This is a genomic window from Anabaena sp. PCC 7938, assembly GCF_049315035.1.
GTDB lineage: Bacteria > Cyanobacteriota > Cyanobacteriia > Cyanobacteriales > Nostocaceae > Anabaena > Anabaena cylindrica.
Genome location: NZ_CP186034.1, coordinates 3510722 through 3527561, shown reverse-complemented (window position 1 = coordinate 3527561; position 16840 = coordinate 3510722). Strand labels below are relative to the sequence as shown.

At 37.8% G+C, this 16840-nt stretch carries 14 protein-coding genes, 1 pseudogene and 1 CRISPR repeat array (1 of these 16 only partly in view); of the genes and pseudogenes, 7 read left to right on the top strand and 8 right to left on the bottom strand.

Annotated elements, in window-relative coordinates; all coding sequences use genetic code 11:
• Positions 1 to 247: 247 nt before the first annotated feature.
• The 4 genes and pseudogenes from bioF to ACOWPH_RS16190 form a co-directional block, all read right to left on the bottom strand.
• The gene (bioF, locus tag ACOWPH_RS16205; protein ID WP_015216409.1) at positions 248 to 1429 is read right to left on the bottom strand and encodes an 8-amino-7-oxononanoate synthase; all 1182 of its coding nucleotides are present in this window, start codon (positions 1427 to 1429) and stop codon (positions 248 to 250) included.
• 35 nt (positions 1430 to 1464) lie between these two features.
• Entirely contained in the window at positions 1465 to 2103 is a 639-nt protein-coding gene (gene ruvA / locus ACOWPH_RS16200) for a Holliday junction branch migration protein RuvA (RefSeq protein ID WP_015216408.1), read from the bottom strand.
• Positions 2100 to 2449: pseudogene (locus tag ACOWPH_RS16195) on the bottom strand (HAD family hydrolase); the annotation flags it as partial. The gene ruvA and the pseudogene ACOWPH_RS16195, both read right to left, overlap by 4 nt.
• Before the next feature lie 31 nt (positions 2450 to 2480).
• Positions 2481 to 4010, bottom strand: a complete 1530-nt coding sequence (locus tag ACOWPH_RS16190) for a YifB family Mg chelatase-like AAA ATPase (RefSeq protein ID WP_015216407.1) — start codon at positions 4008 to 4010, stop codon at positions 2481 to 2483.
• A gap of 149 nt (positions 4011 to 4159) precedes the next feature.
• Here ACOWPH_RS16190 and ACOWPH_RS16185 point away from each other — a divergent pair, with 149 nt between their 5' ends.
• Together ACOWPH_RS16185 and ACOWPH_RS16180 are read left to right on the top strand one after the other, a co-directional pair.
• Positions 4160 to 4765, top strand: a complete 606-nt coding sequence (locus tag ACOWPH_RS16185; protein WP_015216406.1) for a Uma2 family endonuclease — start codon at positions 4160 to 4162, stop codon at positions 4763 to 4765.
• A gap of 97 nt (positions 4766 to 4862) precedes the next feature.
• A complete protein-coding gene (locus ACOWPH_RS16180; protein ID WP_015216405.1) occupies positions 4863 to 5219 on the top strand; it encodes a hypothetical protein in 357 nt (118 codons plus the stop codon).
• A gap of 153 nt (positions 5220 to 5372) precedes the next feature.
• On the opposite strand, the gene ACOWPH_RS16175 is transcribed toward ACOWPH_RS16180, so the two are convergent.
• Entirely contained in the window at positions 5373 to 5921 is a 549-nt protein-coding gene (locus ACOWPH_RS16175) for a pentapeptide repeat-containing protein (RefSeq protein WP_015216404.1), read from the bottom strand.
• Between the two features lie 692 nt (positions 5922 to 6613).
• Between ACOWPH_RS16175 and ACOWPH_RS16170 the strand changes: the two genes are divergently transcribed.
• Entirely contained in the window at positions 6614 to 7231 is a 618-nt protein-coding gene (locus ACOWPH_RS16170) for a hypothetical protein (RefSeq protein ID WP_015216402.1), read from the top strand.
• A 174-nt stretch (positions 7232 to 7405) separates the two neighbouring features.
• Here the strand turns inward: ACOWPH_RS16170 and ACOWPH_RS16165 are convergent, their stop codons facing one another.
• The 3 genes from ACOWPH_RS16165 to ACOWPH_RS16155 form a co-directional block, all read right to left on the bottom strand.
• Positions 7406 to 8731 carry an ATP-binding protein gene (locus ACOWPH_RS16165; RefSeq protein WP_015216401.1) on the bottom strand — a complete coding sequence of 442 codons (1326 nt, stop codon included), beginning with the start codon at positions 8729 to 8731 and terminating at the stop codon, positions 7406 to 7408.
• 27 nt (positions 8732 to 8758) lie between these two features.
• Entirely contained in the window at positions 8759 to 10087 is a 1329-nt protein-coding gene (locus ACOWPH_RS16160; RefSeq protein WP_015216400.1) for a tellurite resistance TerB C-terminal domain-containing protein, read from the bottom strand.
• Positions 10088 to 10157: 70 nt separating this feature from the next.
• The gene (locus ACOWPH_RS16155) at positions 10158 to 11486 is read right to left on the bottom strand and encodes an ATP-binding protein (RefSeq protein WP_015216399.1); all 1329 of its coding nucleotides are present in this window, start codon (positions 11484 to 11486) and stop codon (positions 10158 to 10160) included.
• Positions 11487 to 11563: 77 nt separating this feature from the next.
• Between ACOWPH_RS16155 and ACOWPH_RS16150 the strand changes: the two genes are divergently transcribed.
• The 4 genes from ACOWPH_RS16150 to ACOWPH_RS16135 all read left to right on the top strand — a co-directional run bounded on the left by ACOWPH_RS16150 (position 11564) and on the right by ACOWPH_RS16135 (position 15325).
• On the top strand, positions 11564 to 11878 hold the full coding sequence (locus ACOWPH_RS16150; protein ID WP_015216398.1) for a TMEM14 family protein: 315 nt from the start codon (positions 11564 to 11566) through the stop codon (positions 11876 to 11878).
• Positions 11879 to 12333: 455 nt separating this feature from the next.
• Positions 12334 to 13572 (top strand): aminoglycoside phosphotransferase family protein, encoded by a 1239-nt coding sequence (locus tag ACOWPH_RS16145; RefSeq protein ID WP_015216397.1) that lies wholly within the window; start codon positions 12334 to 12336, stop codon positions 13570 to 13572.
• Between the two features lie 55 nt (positions 13573 to 13627).
• The gene (locus ACOWPH_RS16140) at positions 13628 to 14719 is read left to right on the top strand and encodes a T3SS effector HopA1 family protein (RefSeq protein WP_015216396.1); all 1092 of its coding nucleotides are present in this window, start codon (positions 13628 to 13630) and stop codon (positions 14717 to 14719) included.
• A gap of 156 nt (positions 14720 to 14875) precedes the next feature.
• Positions 14876 to 15325: an acyl-CoA thioesterase gene (locus tag ACOWPH_RS16135; protein WP_015216395.1), complete on the top strand. Its 450-nt coding sequence runs from the start codon at positions 14876 to 14878 to the stop codon at positions 15323 to 15325.
• Positions 15326 to 15597: 272 nt separating this feature from the next.
• Positions 15598 to 16840: direct repeats of the CRISPR family, unit length 37 nt; unit sequence GTTGAAATTTCAAATAATCCCTATTAGGGATTGAAAC; it runs 1361 nt beyond the window's last position.

Below are 16840 nucleotides of genomic sequence, written 5' to 3'. Positions count from 1 at the left end.
ATTATTACCTATTGACATTTTGTGATATCATTCATGTAAAATATGCTGGGGCTTATTTAGGGTTTGCTTAATAAAGCTAAAACAGCTAAAACATAGATATATCAAGAGTCGGAAGGTTAAAAAGGTAAATCAGGTGCAAGGAATAAGCGTTGAAACTACCAAAAACCTATCACTGGATCTGATTCAAGACTCTTCTTCTAATTCTTCCTCCTGACTCCTGACTCCTAGCCCTAACGGAAAGACTTTTTCAGCAAGCCTTAATTAACCCCTGTAAAACTTCCACCAGCTTTTCAATATGCTGTTTTTTATGCGTAGCCATCATGGTTATTCTAATTCGGCTGGTGGGGACTGTAGGGGGACGAATTGCTGGAGCAAAAATACCAGCTTCTTTCAGATGCTTTCCTGCTTTTAATGCTGTGGCTGCATCAGATAATTGAAAACATAATATTGGTGATTCGGAAGGTAGAATATTTAAATTTAAATTAGGTAAATTATCAGAAATTAGTTGTTTCAAATAATTTATATTTCGCCATAATTGCTCACGGCGTTGGGGTTCTTGCTGCACTATCTTAATTGCTGCTAATGCTGCGGCTGTATCTGCTGGTGAAAGGGCTGTGGTATAAATCCAACTGGGGGCGCGATTTCGTAAAAAGTCTATGAGGGTGTTACTTCCAGCTACATATCCGCCTAAACTACCCAAGGCTTTACTCAAAGTCCCAATTTGAATTAATTCTCTACCTGTACAACCGAAATGTTCCACACAACCAGCCCCGGTTTTACCCATGACTCCGGTAGCGTGGGCTTCATCTAATAACAGCATACAATTAAATTCTTCGGCTATATCCAGTAATTCTGGTAAAGGACATAAATCACCGTCCATGCTGAAGACGCTATCTGTAATCAGTAAGCAGCGGCGATGGTTTTGACGTTGTTGGTGTAATTTCTCGATTAGTACTTCATTACTATTATGCGGGTATTCAAGAATAGTTGCACCGCTGAGAATTGCTCCATTTTTTAAACTGGAATGATTATATTGATCTGATAAAATTAAGTCTCGTTTACCGACTAATGCAGTAATTGCACCTATATTAGCCAAATATCCAGAACTAAATACTACTGCATCTTGTGTTTGTTTGGTAGATGCTATTTCTTGCTCTAAATCTCTGTGTAATTCTCGATGTCCGCTGAGTAATCGAGAACCTGTGCTACCAGTCCCAAATTGTTGAATAGCAGTAATTGCAGCTTTTTGTAAGCGTTCATCTGCTGCTAGTCCCAAATAGTCGTTACTGGCGAAATTTATCACCTCTTGCCCAGATAATAGCACTTCTGCACCGGGAAGACTGTTAATTGTTTGTACCGAACGATACCAGTCAGCTCGATGAATTGTTGCTAGAGATTCTTCTATCCAAGCATAAGGATTGTCATTCATTACTCAGAACTCGATACTCGGTACTCTTCTGACTCCTACACGCCAGCTTCGGTACTGCTAAGATGGGCGATTGCTTGTTTGATCCAATCTTCCACATAGGCATCTTTGGGTAAACCAATATTTTCGCTGACTACGTGCAGAGCGTGACTGACTTCATGGGCAGTATATCCCAAAGCGAAGAGAGTCATTTGCACTTCTTCAAGGATTCCCGGTGCAGGGCCACCTGTAGCCACGAAGAAGCCTGCTGATTTGCGCCATTCAATCAACTTGCTTTTGAGTTCTAAACATAACCTTTCAGCGGTTTTCTTACCCACTCCAGGAGTTTGAATTAGTATTTGAGTGTTAGCCGCAATAATCGCTTGGACTAACTCTGGTAATTCCAAAGTGTCCAAAAGTGCGATCGCTAAAGCTGCACCAATACCACTCACAGATAGCAAGTGCCGAAATAAATCCCGTTCCGATGGCGAAGAAAAACCATAGAGTAAAGGTACTTCTTCCCGAATCTGGTAATGGGTAAATATTTGTACCACATCTCCAGTACTTGTTAATTGGTTAGCTAGACGCTGTGGAATTTGCAAATCGTAACCCAACCCATTTACCTCTAATGTCAAAATGACGCGATTAGCGCTAATTGTTTGGACACCAGCAACGATACCTTTAAGATAACTAATCATTCTAGGAACCCAAAATATTTAAAACCTTCCATAATCCCCCCAGCACAAAAGTTTTGTGCGAAGTAACGATGTTGATTGTGTCATAGGAGTAACCCTTTGTGAGCATTCCCGACATGATTCCCCGTTCGTTACTTACAGCGAATAAAGCAATATCATTACCTAAATCGCTACAAACAACAGTTTGCTTGGCTGCAAATTTCCACCTTTGTCGTAAAAATTGCATTGCTTGACCTTTATCGCTGGTCAGGGGTAAAATGTCAAGGTCTATACTGCCACTATCAATTAACTTTATATTTAATTTAGTTTTCTGCAAATCTGTCTGAAGTTGAAGGAGGCAGAAGGCTGTTAAAAAACAAGAGCATCTGCTGGGATCAAAATTACTGCATCCTATCAATTGTCCGATATTGAATTGCTTCTGCTACGTGTTGGGGTTTGAGATCGTCATCTCCTGCCAAATCTGCAATCGTGCGTGCTACTTTGAGAATGCGATCGCTTGCCCTAGCCGATAAACCCAATTTTCTAATAGCTGCTTCCAGTAAATTGCGACTAGCATCATCTAACTTGCACCATGTTTGCAAATGACTACTTTGCATTTGGGCATTACAACGCAGATTTGCTGCCGATTGAAACCGAATTATTGCTTGTTCTCGTGCCTTCTGCACTCTTAATGCTACAGATTCCGATGCTTCCCCCGTCGGTTGTTGGGTAATTTCCTCCGGTTTCAAGCGATTTACAGCCACCTGCAAATCTATTCTATCCATCAAAGGCCCAGATAACTTTGCCCAATATTGTTCCCGTTGTCTCGGTGAACAAGTGCATTGTTGAATCGTATCGCCGTAGTAACCACAAGGACAGGGATTGGTACTTGCCACCAAAGTAAATTGTGCTGGAAATGTTACCGATTGTTTAGCGCGGGAAATCGTCACAAAACCATCTTCTAAAGGCTGACGTAGAAACTCTAATACATCTCTTTTAAATTCTGTTAATTCGTCCAAAAACAATATCCCTCGGTGGGATAAAGATATCTCTCCAGGACGGGGAAAAGTGCCACCACCAACTAGAGATGGACCCGATGCCGAATGGTGAGGACTACGAAAAGGGCGATTGCGTACCAAAGAACCACGATTTTTCAACAACCCGGCCACAGAATGAATCCGAGTCACTTCTAAAGACTCAGAAAACTCCAAAGGTGGTAAAATACCCGGTAAGCGACGTGCTAACATCGTCTTGCCACTGCCAGGCGGTCCCACAAAAATCAAATTGTGTCCTCCAGCCGCAGCGATTTCCAAAGCCCGACGCGCATGAACCTGACCCTTCACATCATGCAAATCTGCCCCAGTGTATACCGCCTGTAACCCTTCTTCCCTGGCAGCCAATTTTACAGGTTTGTAAAGTCCTGGATTATTTAACAAATCCACCACATCAGAAATATGTTGGCAACCATAAACAGCTAATCCTGCCACCACAGCCGCTTCTTGAGCATTATCAATCGGCACGACCAAAGCCGTAATTCCCATCTTTTCCGCAGTTGCCGCAATGGGGAGAACACCAGCCACAGGGCGCAAACTACCATCTAAAGAGACTTCCCCTAAAAATAAAAAATCTCCCAACAAATCAGCGTTAACCTGCTCAGAAGCCGCTAAAATACCGACACTAATCGGCAAATCAAAAGCAGGGCCTTCCTTACGTAAATCTGCGGGAGTCAGGTTAATTACAATCTTCCGCATTGGAAAGGCAAAACCCGCATTTTTGAGAGTTGCTTTCACCCTTTCCCTAGATTCCTGAATTGCAGAATCTGGTAAACCCAAAACTACAATTCCCGGTAAACCCCCAGAAACATCAACTTCTACACCAACTTTAACAGCATCTATACCAACAATTGATGCACTCCAAACTCTAGCCAGCATTTTTTATATATGAATAAGCTTTGAGAATATCAAAGCAGATTCGTAGGTAGATTAACAATGGGTAAAATCACGCAAGAATACTGTTAGTAACTCAGAAAATAAGGAAAATGTCAAGCTAAAATAATAGCAGCTAAAGATGTAGGTGACTTATGGTTCAAGCATTAACAAAACCATTAACCTTAGCAGAATTTCTCATCCAATATGGTAAAAACCCTCGCTATGAACTTGCAGACGGAGAATTGATTGACATGGAACCAACTGGCCCCCATGAAACCGTTGGTGGTAAACTGGCAACTCAATTGGGTATTGCCATTACTACAGCCCAACTGCCTTGGTTTATTCCTCGCACCTGTCTAATCCGTCCTTTCGCAGAAACAGCCACAGCCCGCCGTCCTGATATCGTAGTATTAGATGAACCGTTGCTTCAACATGAACCTTTTTGGGAACATGAACCAGTCATCGCTTTAGGTCAATCAATTAAATTAGTAGTTGAAGTTGTCAGTAGTAACTGGGAAACTGATTATGCCCGTAAAGTTGAAGAATACGCCTTGTTAGGAATTCCTGAATATTGGATTGTCGATTATCGAGGACTGGGTGGCATTGTTTTTATTGGTAAACCGAAGCAACCCACATTTACAGTTTGTCAACTAATTGGAGAAGATTACCGCCAGCAACAATATCGTTTGCACGAATTTATTCAATCTCCTCTTTTACCTCTTCTGCAAATGCGTCTGGAAGATATTTTACCACGCTAATTGATAGCGAATATTATTATTCCTGATTCCTGTTGACTTGAATTGAAATATCTAATCGTGTATTCTGAGCATTCAAGAACATTTAGCAAAAACAAAAATGAACAAATTTATACTAACTTTGTTTTCTTCTCCTGTGTTGATTAGTTCTTTGTTGACTATGGGAGTGATGCTAAATCAAGCACAAGCTGGGGAACCAAAAGCTAAAAATACAGATAATTTGTCCTGTATTCGCAATAAACATAAAGTTGGTTTAGTCTGTGCGAGAGTTTCCGTATTGGCTCAAGTTCCCGAATATCAAGCTCAACCAGAAGATGCTTCTACTCCAGATGATGTTCTCTTGCTAGAGTTTAATGTTGAAGAAAGCAATAAAGCGATCGATTTATTTGGCTGTGATTGCCCCGCTTGTATAAATTCTTTACGTCAGATGCGTGGTGTTACACCTCTGGTTTATTAAGTCGTAGGGAACAGGGTACAGTAAACAGTGAAAAAACTGATATAGCGGTATGCACTTGAATGAAATACATCATAGCCCCCTCATCGCTTGCGGTGGGGTTCTTGTATCTCACTCAACCGAGAACCGCTATAACTGAGCCAGTTCCCAATTATATCAATAACTTCCAGCCCAAGTTATCCATTTATGAGATAAACCTATGTGCAGAACTTCGCCGGTTATCTCTAGTTCAGTGATCATTACGTTAGCTAAATTTGCGCCATTAAATTCGGCTTCATTGATATTACTACCAATTAAATTGGCGTTTTGAAGATTAGCACCGCTAAAATCAGCACCACTAATTTCAGATTCAGTGAGGTTTGCACCTAATAGGTTAGCCAACTTTAAATTTGCACCACGTAAATCAGCACCACTTAAGTTCGTTTCTTTGAAGTTGACTTTTGTTAAGTCAGCACCAATTAAGTTAACCTCGCTCAAATTTGCACCTTGCAAATTAGCTCTACTTAAATCAGCATTAGTCAAATTTGCCCTGGTTAAGTTACATTTACTTAAATTAGCTTCACTGAGGTCAGCACCACTCAAGTCAGCTTCAGATAAATTGACACCACTTAAGTTAGCTTTAGTTAGCTTTGCCTGATGCAGACTGACACGATTAAAATTCCGCTCTCCTGATGTATATTGTCTCAGGAAGCTGATAGTATCCATATTTCACCTTGCTATATCTATGGGTGAGTTCGACACTCTTCAAACCACATTAAATTAAATTTATTAATTCTATTGTGCTAAATATTTTAGTGTTTTGAACCTTTTTTTAATGGAAAGATATTTAACTTAATGGTATGGCTGTACAGGAAAATCACAAAATGAACGTTAGAGGATGTTTGAAAAGTGGTTGCTAATGTATTAAAAACTTTATATCCTCCTAAATCCTCCTTAGAAAGGAGGACTTTGACTTGAGTGTCTAAAATCACCACCCGAAACTTTTCAAACACCCTCATATACTGCAAACGGTTCATAGTTAAGGCTAAAAAACGAAAATACGTAGGTTGGGTTGAGGCACGAAACCCAACATTTTCGATGTTTTATTGGTTTTATACAATGGGTTCTTTGCGTGGTAAGTATTGCGTTAGAATCTCAGTACTTACGCAACCGGCTTGCTTTGTAGGGTGCGACCTATAAGTTATTATCAACAAAATGATGATATCTGACGAACCTGCAAAAGATATAGCGAATTGCGGACTAATGAGGTACAGAATCTAAATTCAAAGCCAGATACTAAGCCAGTTTTATTCCTGACTCCTTAATTCTGCTGTATTAGATATCTCCAATTAAATGTAGTCATGAATCTGTCAAAATGGTGAGTAAAGCAGATAAAACTCTAAATCCACAATGTTCTTATGACGGCTGACTTGACATCTAGTATTACATCTGATTTTACCAGCATTCTCTTCCAGACTGCTGCTGCATATCGAAAGGGAAACAAACCCCCTATGGCTGAGGTAGTAGTGAATGCGTTGCTACAAGCTGAAAAAGCTGCCAAACAAGAAAGATTAAATTACACTTTTGATTCTCTGATTGGTAAATGGCGGTTATGCTTTGCTACTGGTACTAAAAAGATTAGAAAGCGTGGGGGAATTATATTAGGTAAGGGTTTTTATGTACCTAAATTGGTAAAAATTCATCTTGCTTTTAGTAATACTCAGGAACAGGTTTTAGGTAGAGGCGAAATTTATAATCAAGTGCAATTAGGCTCAATTTTATTAAAGCTGACAGGCCCATCACAATATTTAGGTAAAAAGAATTTATTAGCATTTGACTTTACCCAGATGAAAATTAGTTTATTTAATCATCTTCTTTACAATCAACCAATTCGTTCTGGTAAAGACCAATTAGACGATTTTTACAACCAATCTATAGCTAAATTACCATTTTTTGCCTTCTTTTTAGTTACAGCGGATTTTATTGCTGCCCGTGGACGTGGTGGAGGTTTAGCTATCTGGATTCGGGAACATTAAAAATAATTATAGCAATTCCCAAACCTTAGTGGTGCAGAAAACTTTTTGGAGTCTCAAGAAGAGAAAACAGTGACACGAGAGAATTCAATTCGCGTCTCTAAGTGGGAGCGTTTTTTGAGGGAAGCAGAGGCAGCTACGGTGTACACACAAGTGGGGAAATAAACCTTAAACTAATCACAAACTAAATTCTGCTGCATCTTCTCCTAAATTAGCATCTTTACCCGCAGCAGTAGGCTTAAAATTAGCTCCATGAATCAATTCAGTAAACTTAATTTCTGGGTTTTGATAAAGAACATTTAATACACTAATAAAATCACGAATAATTTCTCCCGGCGTGAGTAAAGCTTCCGCACCTAAGCGAGTAATTATTTCTTGAATAAATTCCTTTAATTCACGATTTGTCAAGTTTTCTTCATATCCAAAATTAAGAGCATGAATCTCTGTTAAACGTTGCAAAAGTGTGAGTATTTCTGTTTCAGTTAAAGGATTGAGACGAATAACTGGCCCTAAATATTCTTGTACATTAGCTTGGGTAACAAATCGACTTTCTTTTGTGCGTCTGCGCCAAGCTTGGTCTGCAAATAGTCCCCGATTTGGGTCCTCTAAAAATTTGGTTGTTCCACCAATGACGATACCAAGATTTTCAGCTTTACATTGCATGGTGTCGTTAAACATGGCTAAAAGTCTGTTATAGTTTTTCTCACGAGTAACTGTAGTGGATATTTGATATAAATTTACAGCTTCATCTACTAAAATAAAAAGTCCTTTGTAACCTATCTCAGCTACAAATTTAGCCAGTAATTTAATATAATCAAACCAAGTATCATCATCAATAATGACACGTACTCCTAAAGCTGCTTTAGCTTCGGTTTTAGTGTTAAATTCTCCCCGTAACCAGCGCAGAGAGGCATTTTTTAAATCATCATCATCTAAGCGATAACTACGCCAATAAGCAATAATTACGCTACCAAAATCAAAGCCGTGAACTAAGTCTTCAATGTAATGAACTACTTCCCGAATTTTTGTTTCTACTTGCTCATCAAATCCTTCATCATTGGGACGCGTTCCTGTTTCTTTAGCTACTTCTTGCTGAATTTTATTAATCCATCCTTCCAAAATAGAAACTAACGCACCACCATCAGGACGGGTTTTTGTAGCTAGACGACTCATCAATTCTCGATAGGTTGCTAAACCTTCATTGTGACTTCCTGCTAGTCTACGTTCAGAGGATAAATCAGCATCAGCAACGACAAATCCTTGCTCCATGGCGCGGTTACGAATCATTTGTAGCATGAAGCTTTTACCAGCACCGTAGTTACCAATTATAAATCGAAATGCGGCTACACCTTCGCCAATATCGTTGAGATTTTGTAATAGGCTATTGAGTTCTTTTTCTCGGCCTACTGCTATATGCTCAATTCCTACTCTAGGGACTACTCCCGCACCTAGAGAATTAATTAAAGCAGTAGATATTTTTTTAGAGATTTTAAGCTTTGTCATGTAGTTGATTTTAAATGAAAAAATTATTTAATTAGGTGATATTGATTTAGTGATTAATTGTTCATAAATTGCTATCATTTTTTTGACATTCAACAGATGTTCTTGATAAATTTCGGGAATTTCTTCACCTGTTTCGATAATTAGTTCACCCAGGGTATTATTGGCAATTTCATTGATGGAATCAATTAATAGATTCGGCATTGTGATATGTTCTTCGGCAATTTGTTTAATGATGGCTTTGGGGTTATCTTCCTCGACGATGGCTTTTAATACTTGAATTTCATAGGTTGGCAGATTTTCTAGAAAATGACTCCATTCTGGTGGTAAATTTGAAGTTTGTGGTTGAGAATCTATGGTTTCTAGTAATTCATCAAAAGGAAATAATTCAATCTCATTTTCTTGAATATTTTCAGATAATGTTTCTGGATTGAGTGTCTCCATGTTTTGAAGTAATTCCCAAACTTGATTTTGCAACAAGTCGCGCTCATCTTGCAATAATGCAATTTGATTTTGTAATTGATTAATTTCTGCCTGTTGTGTTTGGGTTTGTATTTGTAAATTAGCCAGATTATTTGCTACAATTTCTCTAGCAGTTGTTGTATCTATGAGTAAGTTATTGCGCTGAGATATTTTAATTTCTAATTCTTGAATCTCTGTTCGCAGTTCATATAATTTTTCTTCTAGTTGGGGTTTAAGTCTATTGACGAGGGTTAAATTACTTTCTATTTCCTGTTTTTCTTGTTTGAAAGCTTCAATTTGACTTTGCAGTTGGGTAAGTTCTGAACGCGATACATTAGAGTTTAGTTCTAGACGGCGTTTTTCGGCTGTGAGATGGGAGCAGGTTTGATCAAGTTCTTCTGCGCTACTTTTTAGATAATGAATTTCATTTTGGAGAGTGTTAATTTCTGATTCTAATTGTTTTTTTTGCCCAGCATAACTACCTAATTCTCGATGGATGATATCTCTTTGATTGCGGCTTTCTGCTATTTGATTTTGTAGATGCTGTGATTCTGTGTAGAGAATGTTACGATGTTCATCTATTTGTTTTATTTCTCTGACAATTCGATACTTTAGTCCTTCAAGTTCTCTGATTCGTTTATGGAGAGAACTTAAAATTAGCATTTCATAATTTCTACGTCGTTTGTCAACAAATAGTGCGGCTGAATAGGTAGCTAAGACGGTGATTAAGGCTGTGAAAAAAGCTTTATTAAAATCCCAATTGGGGACGAGACTTAAGCCAAAACTTACACTAAAGGCAGATATGCCTAAAATCAATCTATTGCTGATTATTGCTGAGTGCATCTTGCTTGTTTTGAGCGTAGTAAAGTTGTCGGAGTTAGTAGTTATTAATGTCATTATTTTTCACAATGTTTTGAATATATAACTGTGATTCTATTAAGAGATAAAAAGTCATGAAGTAAGTCAATTATAGTCTGTTATTATTGCCATTAAACAAAGCTAAGTCTGATTTCAAGAAGTCAATAAATTGTTGTGCTGTTCTGCCAGAACGACCATTATGGCGAGTTGCCCATTGTAAAGCTTTATATTCTAAGTCTTCTTGATTAAGATTAATACCAACTTGTGCTGCTAAATGGTTGACAATGTTTAAATATGTTTTTTGATCTGCTGGTTCAAAGGTTAACGTTATACCAAAGCGATCGCTAAAGGACAGCTTTTCCTGCATTGTATCCCAAGCATGGACTTCCTCATTGTCCTTGGGAGTCGGTCTATCACTAAAATACTCACGAATGAGGTGACGACGGTTTGAGGTAGCATAAACAACTATATTTTGAGGTCTAGCGGTTAAACTACCTTCTAAAACTACTTTTAATGATTTAAAGGCATCATCATCTTCTTCAAAGGAAAGATCATCCACAAAAATAATAAATTTCTGCGGTACTCCCCGTAATTGTTCGACAATTTTTGGTAAATCTTGCAGTTCTGACTTTGCTACTTCTATTAAGCGTAGATTGTGATGATTACATTCATTTAAAAGGGATTTGACTAAAGAAGACTTGCCAGAACCACGACTACCGTAAAGTAATACGTGCAGTGCGGGTTGTCCTGACAATAAAAATTTTGTATTTTTTAACAGAGTATCTTTTTGCCACTCATAACCTACCAGTGTATTGAGCTGCACGGGGTCAGGATAAGGGATAGCAACAAAATATCCATTTTGCCAACTAAAAGCGCGATATTCTGCAAATAGACCAGTTCCATGTTGCTGATAATAAGCTGCTAAATCTTCTACAGCATCAGCCCAAATTTCCAACTGTGGAATAGAGGTAACTAAATCAGTATCAATTTTTACTTTTTCTGCTTCTTGATACCACACCACCGGGGAAACTGGCAAATGAGCGACAACTTGCACCCATTCGCTTAAAATAGCGCTGTTACATTCATGTAAATTTTGTAATACTTGTAAGTCATGACGGGCTGCTGCGACTAAAGCCGGTGGTAAATCAGTAAAATCTCGTTGTTGAGCTAGTCTGGTAAAAGGATTGTCAGCGATCAGAATTTGACTAATTAGGTATTCTTCCCAGGTTTGTTTGCTGGCAGCCAAAGCTTGAAAATAATTACCGTAAGCTTGGAGACAGTCGCGCCCGTCGGCATCAGTGTATCTTATAGCTTGCAACAGATCAAGAAATGCGATCGCTACTTCGCCTTTCAGGACAGATTGGTACAGTAAAAGAGACGCAGCTTGGCGTTGAAGGAATTGAACTTGGGTATAAGACGAAGTATTTGGCGTAGACATCGCTCGATTATCCATTAATCAACTGTAATTGTCTGCTGATCAGGAAAGTAAAATTCAAATCTACATAGGTTGTAACAATGAATTTAAGTATACTTGCCACTTTTGGTTATGGCGTTTTAGCACTAGTAGGTGGAATCATTGGCTATATTCAAGTTAAGAGCAAAATTTCTTTACTCAGTGGTAGTATTAGCGGTTTGTTGCTGATTTTTGCTGGTTATTACCAGCTTCAGGGGCAAACCTGGGGTTTAACTTTAGCGACTTTAGTTACTGCCATCTTAGTAGTATTATTTGCCTTCAGATTTGCTAAAACACGTAAATTTATGCCTGCGGGATTAATGATTATTTTTGGTATGCTGGCATTAGCAGTAATGGTGAGGCAAATTTTTGGTTAATAATTCGTATGAGTGCTTAAGTAAGCATATCCCCTCCTTGACACCAGTAACTTAGGCTAGTACATTTATATCATAAATTAACCACGTTATTTTTATAACATATCGAGAAGTATAGATAAATAACTTATTGAGCGCAAACAGCATCATCTAGTAATTATTGATTAGCTAGTAATTTTTGCTATCAACAAGCTTTAACCACATAACTCTATATATACTAGAGTTATTATTCCCAATAATGTAAAGATTTTATGGAGTTCTCAGTATACTTTGAAGGAAAAATAAAGCGTATTTTGCCATTTTGGCAGGTTTTACTAACATAAATAAGATATCACTATATAGTAGCAATCGTTATTAATGTTTGCGCTCTTGTTGCTATCTACCGAATACTGCTAAGGCTAAATCAACCTTTATCTCAGTAATTATCTCAGCAATTTAAGAAACTAGGAAAAGAATACATGATATTATCACTGTCTTCTCAAAATGTTATCCAGTACCTGCAAAATGCAGGTCTGTGTAGCTCAGGAGATGGCATATTATATGAATCTGAGTTACCAGAAAGCGGCAGAAATAATCGGAATTTACTGGTGAGTCTAGTAGATGATCGTAAATTACTGGTTAAACAAGAAAATCGCCAGAATTGTGGTAGCAGTCCCCATGATTTTTTTAATGAATGGTTGTTTCACCAACTACTTCAGCAGTTTCCAGTCCTTGGCAATATTGCGGCAATATCATCATCATTGCTACATTTTGATGAAGATAATTCTATCCTTGTCCGTAGTTACCTAAGTGAATATATGGAACTGGGTAAATTTTACAAAAATAACAGTACTTTTACCACAGAAATTGCCACCGCCATTGGTAATACATTAGCGAGTTTACACAGTTCCACTTGCCAACGGCGAGAATATCGTGATTTCATGGATACTGCTCCTCAAGGACAGTTTCGCTATAACTTTTACAACCCTGCTCAAGGAATAGGTTCAATTAATCAAGATGTTTTTGGCAATATTCCCACTGAAGCACTCAAATTTCACACTCTCTATCAGCGCTACGAAAGTTTAGAATCAGCAATTGCGGATTTGTCCTATGAATGGAAACCTTGTTGCTTAACTCACAATGATTTACAGTTAAACAATATTTTGATTCATTCCCGTTGGCAACAACTAGATAATTGCTTAATAAAATTCATTGATTGGGAAGCTTGTGCTTGGGGAGATCCCGCTTTTGATTTGGGAACTTTATTAGCCAGCTATGTCAACATTTGGCTTTCAAGTTTGGTAGTAGACCCCAGTTTAGAATTAGAAGAATCTCTCAATTTAGCAATGATACCACTGGAGGTTATTCAACCTTCAATCTCAGCTTTACTCCGTGCTTATCTCCATGCTTTTCCCATGATTTTGGAGTACCGTCGAGACTTTGTAATCCGCGTCATTCAGTTTACTGGTTTGGCACTAACTCATCAAATTCAAAACATAATTTTGTGCCATAAATACTTTGATAATACTCACCTTTGTATGCTCGAAGTAGCCAAAAGTCTTTTAACTATGCCTGAGCAAGCTATGTTAACTATTTTTGGAAGTTCAGAAACAGAGATTCTTCAGTCTGTAAGCGGATTAAACAACATAGCTAAACCTGAGAAAGAAAAGCAACTACTACGGATTTATTACGAGAAAACTCGCCTACGAGGTTGTTAGTATTTTGGCTAGTATTTTAGTTTAGTATTTTAAATATGGAGGTGCAAATTTATTAATGTTAGATAATTCTACCAATCAAATCTTGAATTCTTTATTTGATATTGCCACCAATATCCAAATTGAGCCAAATTTTTGTATTCAACATCCTCATTATCAACCTTTTGCTCTACCAGCTACAGTAGCAAATAGATTTCAACAAAATTCACAAGATTTACAACATAAATACCTGTCTCTACTACTACGGAATTTTTTGCATGGTATTTATTATAATGGTTCACTCCAAACTGTTTTAGCAGTAAATAGTGATCATGAAAACTACTCACCACAAAAAACTTTAGAGCCAAGCTCTAGCCTCGGAATTGATTGGGACTTTTACGAGCAACTGCACGAAAACAATCATGGTCATGGTCATTATGATCCTAATTGGGAAGTTTTGCGACTAGAACCTGATGGTAGTATGGCAGTAACTAAAAATGGTTTGACCTTGTATGTTGAGCCAGAATGCTATCTTCAATCTAGTAAAAAGTCAGTCAAGCCAGGTGAATTAATAGCTATTTGGATGCCTAAAAATCGCTTGCAAAACGGCTGTTATGTGGCAGTTAGTAATTTGGGACAGGAACGCCAGGATACACCAAAGACTGATGTGGAAGTAGGGCGAATTTATTTTAATTTTACCCCATCAGGTGCGATCGCACTCATGGATAGCCTCACCCAACAATTAAACACCGCTAATATCCCTTTTAGTTTTGAAGTTCTTTATAACCCCTCAGCTTATGGGCGTTATGATGCTGGTATACTTCACTTTCAAAGGCAAGATTATCCAGCCATTCATAAAATTCTTCAGCCTGTTTACAAACAGCATCAATGTTATTTTCAGCCAGAAATTCCCTTATTTACCAAGTTTTTAGCCCCAGGACTCAGTTTAGCAGAAGAACCAAGCCAAAAATTTGCCGCACAAGAGAGCTTTGGCATGAATCGTTGTCAAATCGTTGCCAATGCTTTATTAGAAGCCTGGGATAAGGGTAAAAATGCCATTGAGGAAAGAATGCGGATAATTGATCAACATTTTGCCCAGCATTTAATTGATGTCCAGCGTCCTTATCTTAACCCCAGTTCTGAAGATATATATATCCCCTTAAATTGTTAGTAACTCCAGTAAGTTGCGAGTTATCTAGTTATGGCTGGTAATTGTTCTCTGTTACCTAACTATCAACTGACGTTAATATTTGTTCGGGCATTAAAATGAGTTTATAGAGCAGGTAAAATACCTGCTTTTTGTCTTTAATTGAGGAATTTTGACTAAATGATTTTTACCTATCAAAGAACTATCAGATTTCAAGATACTGATGCAGCAGGAGTGGTGTATTTTGCTAATACCTTAAGTATCTGTCATGAGGCTTACGAAGAATCTCTAGGAAGCTGCGGTATAAATATCAAAACTTTTTTTACTAATCCTGCTGTCGCTTTTCCCATTGTTCATGCAAATGTAGATTTTTTGAGACCAATGTATTGCGGTGATAAGTTAATGATTAGTTTAATACCGCAAAAAATAGGTATGGACAAATTTGAGATTACCTATGAAATTACGGTAGATGAGGTAATAGTTGCTAAGGCAATTACTAGGCACGTTTGTATTCATGCAAGTAGTAGAATTAAGCAAGAATTACCAAATGAGATGATTTCTTGGTTGGAAACGAACCGCAGAGACGCAGAGGGTGCAGAGAGAAGAAAGTCACGGGAAGAGATAATTTGACCATCTCCTTTTACTTCCTTGGCGCTTGCTGTTTTCTTCGCCTCATGCGCGGGCGGGTGGGTGTAAAAAATCTCAGTCAGCAAAAAATGGCTGAAATCTCATCTAGGCAAGCTTTTCCATACTTTTATTTGGTTCACGCATCCGCGCACCTTACACAGCAAGGGTTTCAGCTATTTTCACCCTTGACAGAATTTCTGAAATGGACTATGATAAGACCATTCGCGCAACCGCACCTTGAAAACTACATATATATAGGTTTTCAGCCTCCCACTGTTGAAATTTCAAATAATCCCTATTAGGGATTGAAACTTGAGATAGCTAATGGTGCTAGTGAATTAGCTATCAGGTTGAAATTTCAAATAATCCCTATTAGGGATTGAAACCTTTCTAAAATATTCACTTTTCCTTCTAGACTTCCAGTTGAAATTTCAAATAATCCCTATTAGGGATTGAAACAAATAAATTTTCTAATACTGATTTTGAAAAACAAAGGCTTTGTTGAAATTTCAAATAATCCCTATTAGGGATTGAAACCAGAAGCAGCCCCGTTGTACAAGCTGTAAACTTGATGTTGAAATTTCAAATAATCCCTATTAGGGATTGAAACCCACGCCAAAAGATTGTAGAGGCAAATAAGCATTTTGATGTTGAAATTTCAAATAATCCCTATTAGGGATTGAAACCATATTCTGCGCGTTCCTCTAGCTGTACTTCCTCAGGGTTGAAATTTCAAATAATCCCTATTAGGGATTGAAACATCCCGGACTTGTCACCAATTCAAAAAGCTTTAAATGATAAGTTGAAATTTCAAATAATCCCTATTAGGGATTGAAACTCTTCGTCGTTCTGCTTACCGTGCAACTCATAGAAAAGTTGAAATTTCAAATAATCCCTATTAGGGATTGAAACTGTTAGGTGGTCTTATTCGTGCATTTGGATATCGAGTTGAAATTTCAAATAATCCCTATTAGGGATTGAAACTTGTAAACTCCCATAGAGATAGAATAAGTTTATCTAGATAGGTTGAAATTTCAAATAATCCCTATTAGGGATTGAAACAGTATCTGATACTACACATACAGCACTTGCAGCACGTATAGGTTGAAATTTCAAATAATCCCTATTAGGGATTGAAACCAGATTAGAGAATGGATTCAAAGCCATACTTGACAAGTTGAAATTTCAAATAATCCCTATTAGGGATTGAAACTCCCTAACGTATTCCCGTATCTTCTGAAGGACAGGTTGAAATTTCAAATAATCCCTATTAGGGATTGAAACACAAATACATAACACCTACGCTTTATGATGTAATCTGTTGAAATTTCAAATAATCCCTATTAGGGATTGAAACACTAGAGTCAGGAATCCCGTCATTATCGAAATCTTCTTGTTGAAATTTCAAATAATCCCTATTAGGGATTGAAACTTAATGTGTGGTTCTTGGGGCCATTCCTACCACGTTGAAATTTCAAATAATCCCTATTAGGGATTGAAACAATAAAGGAATATCAA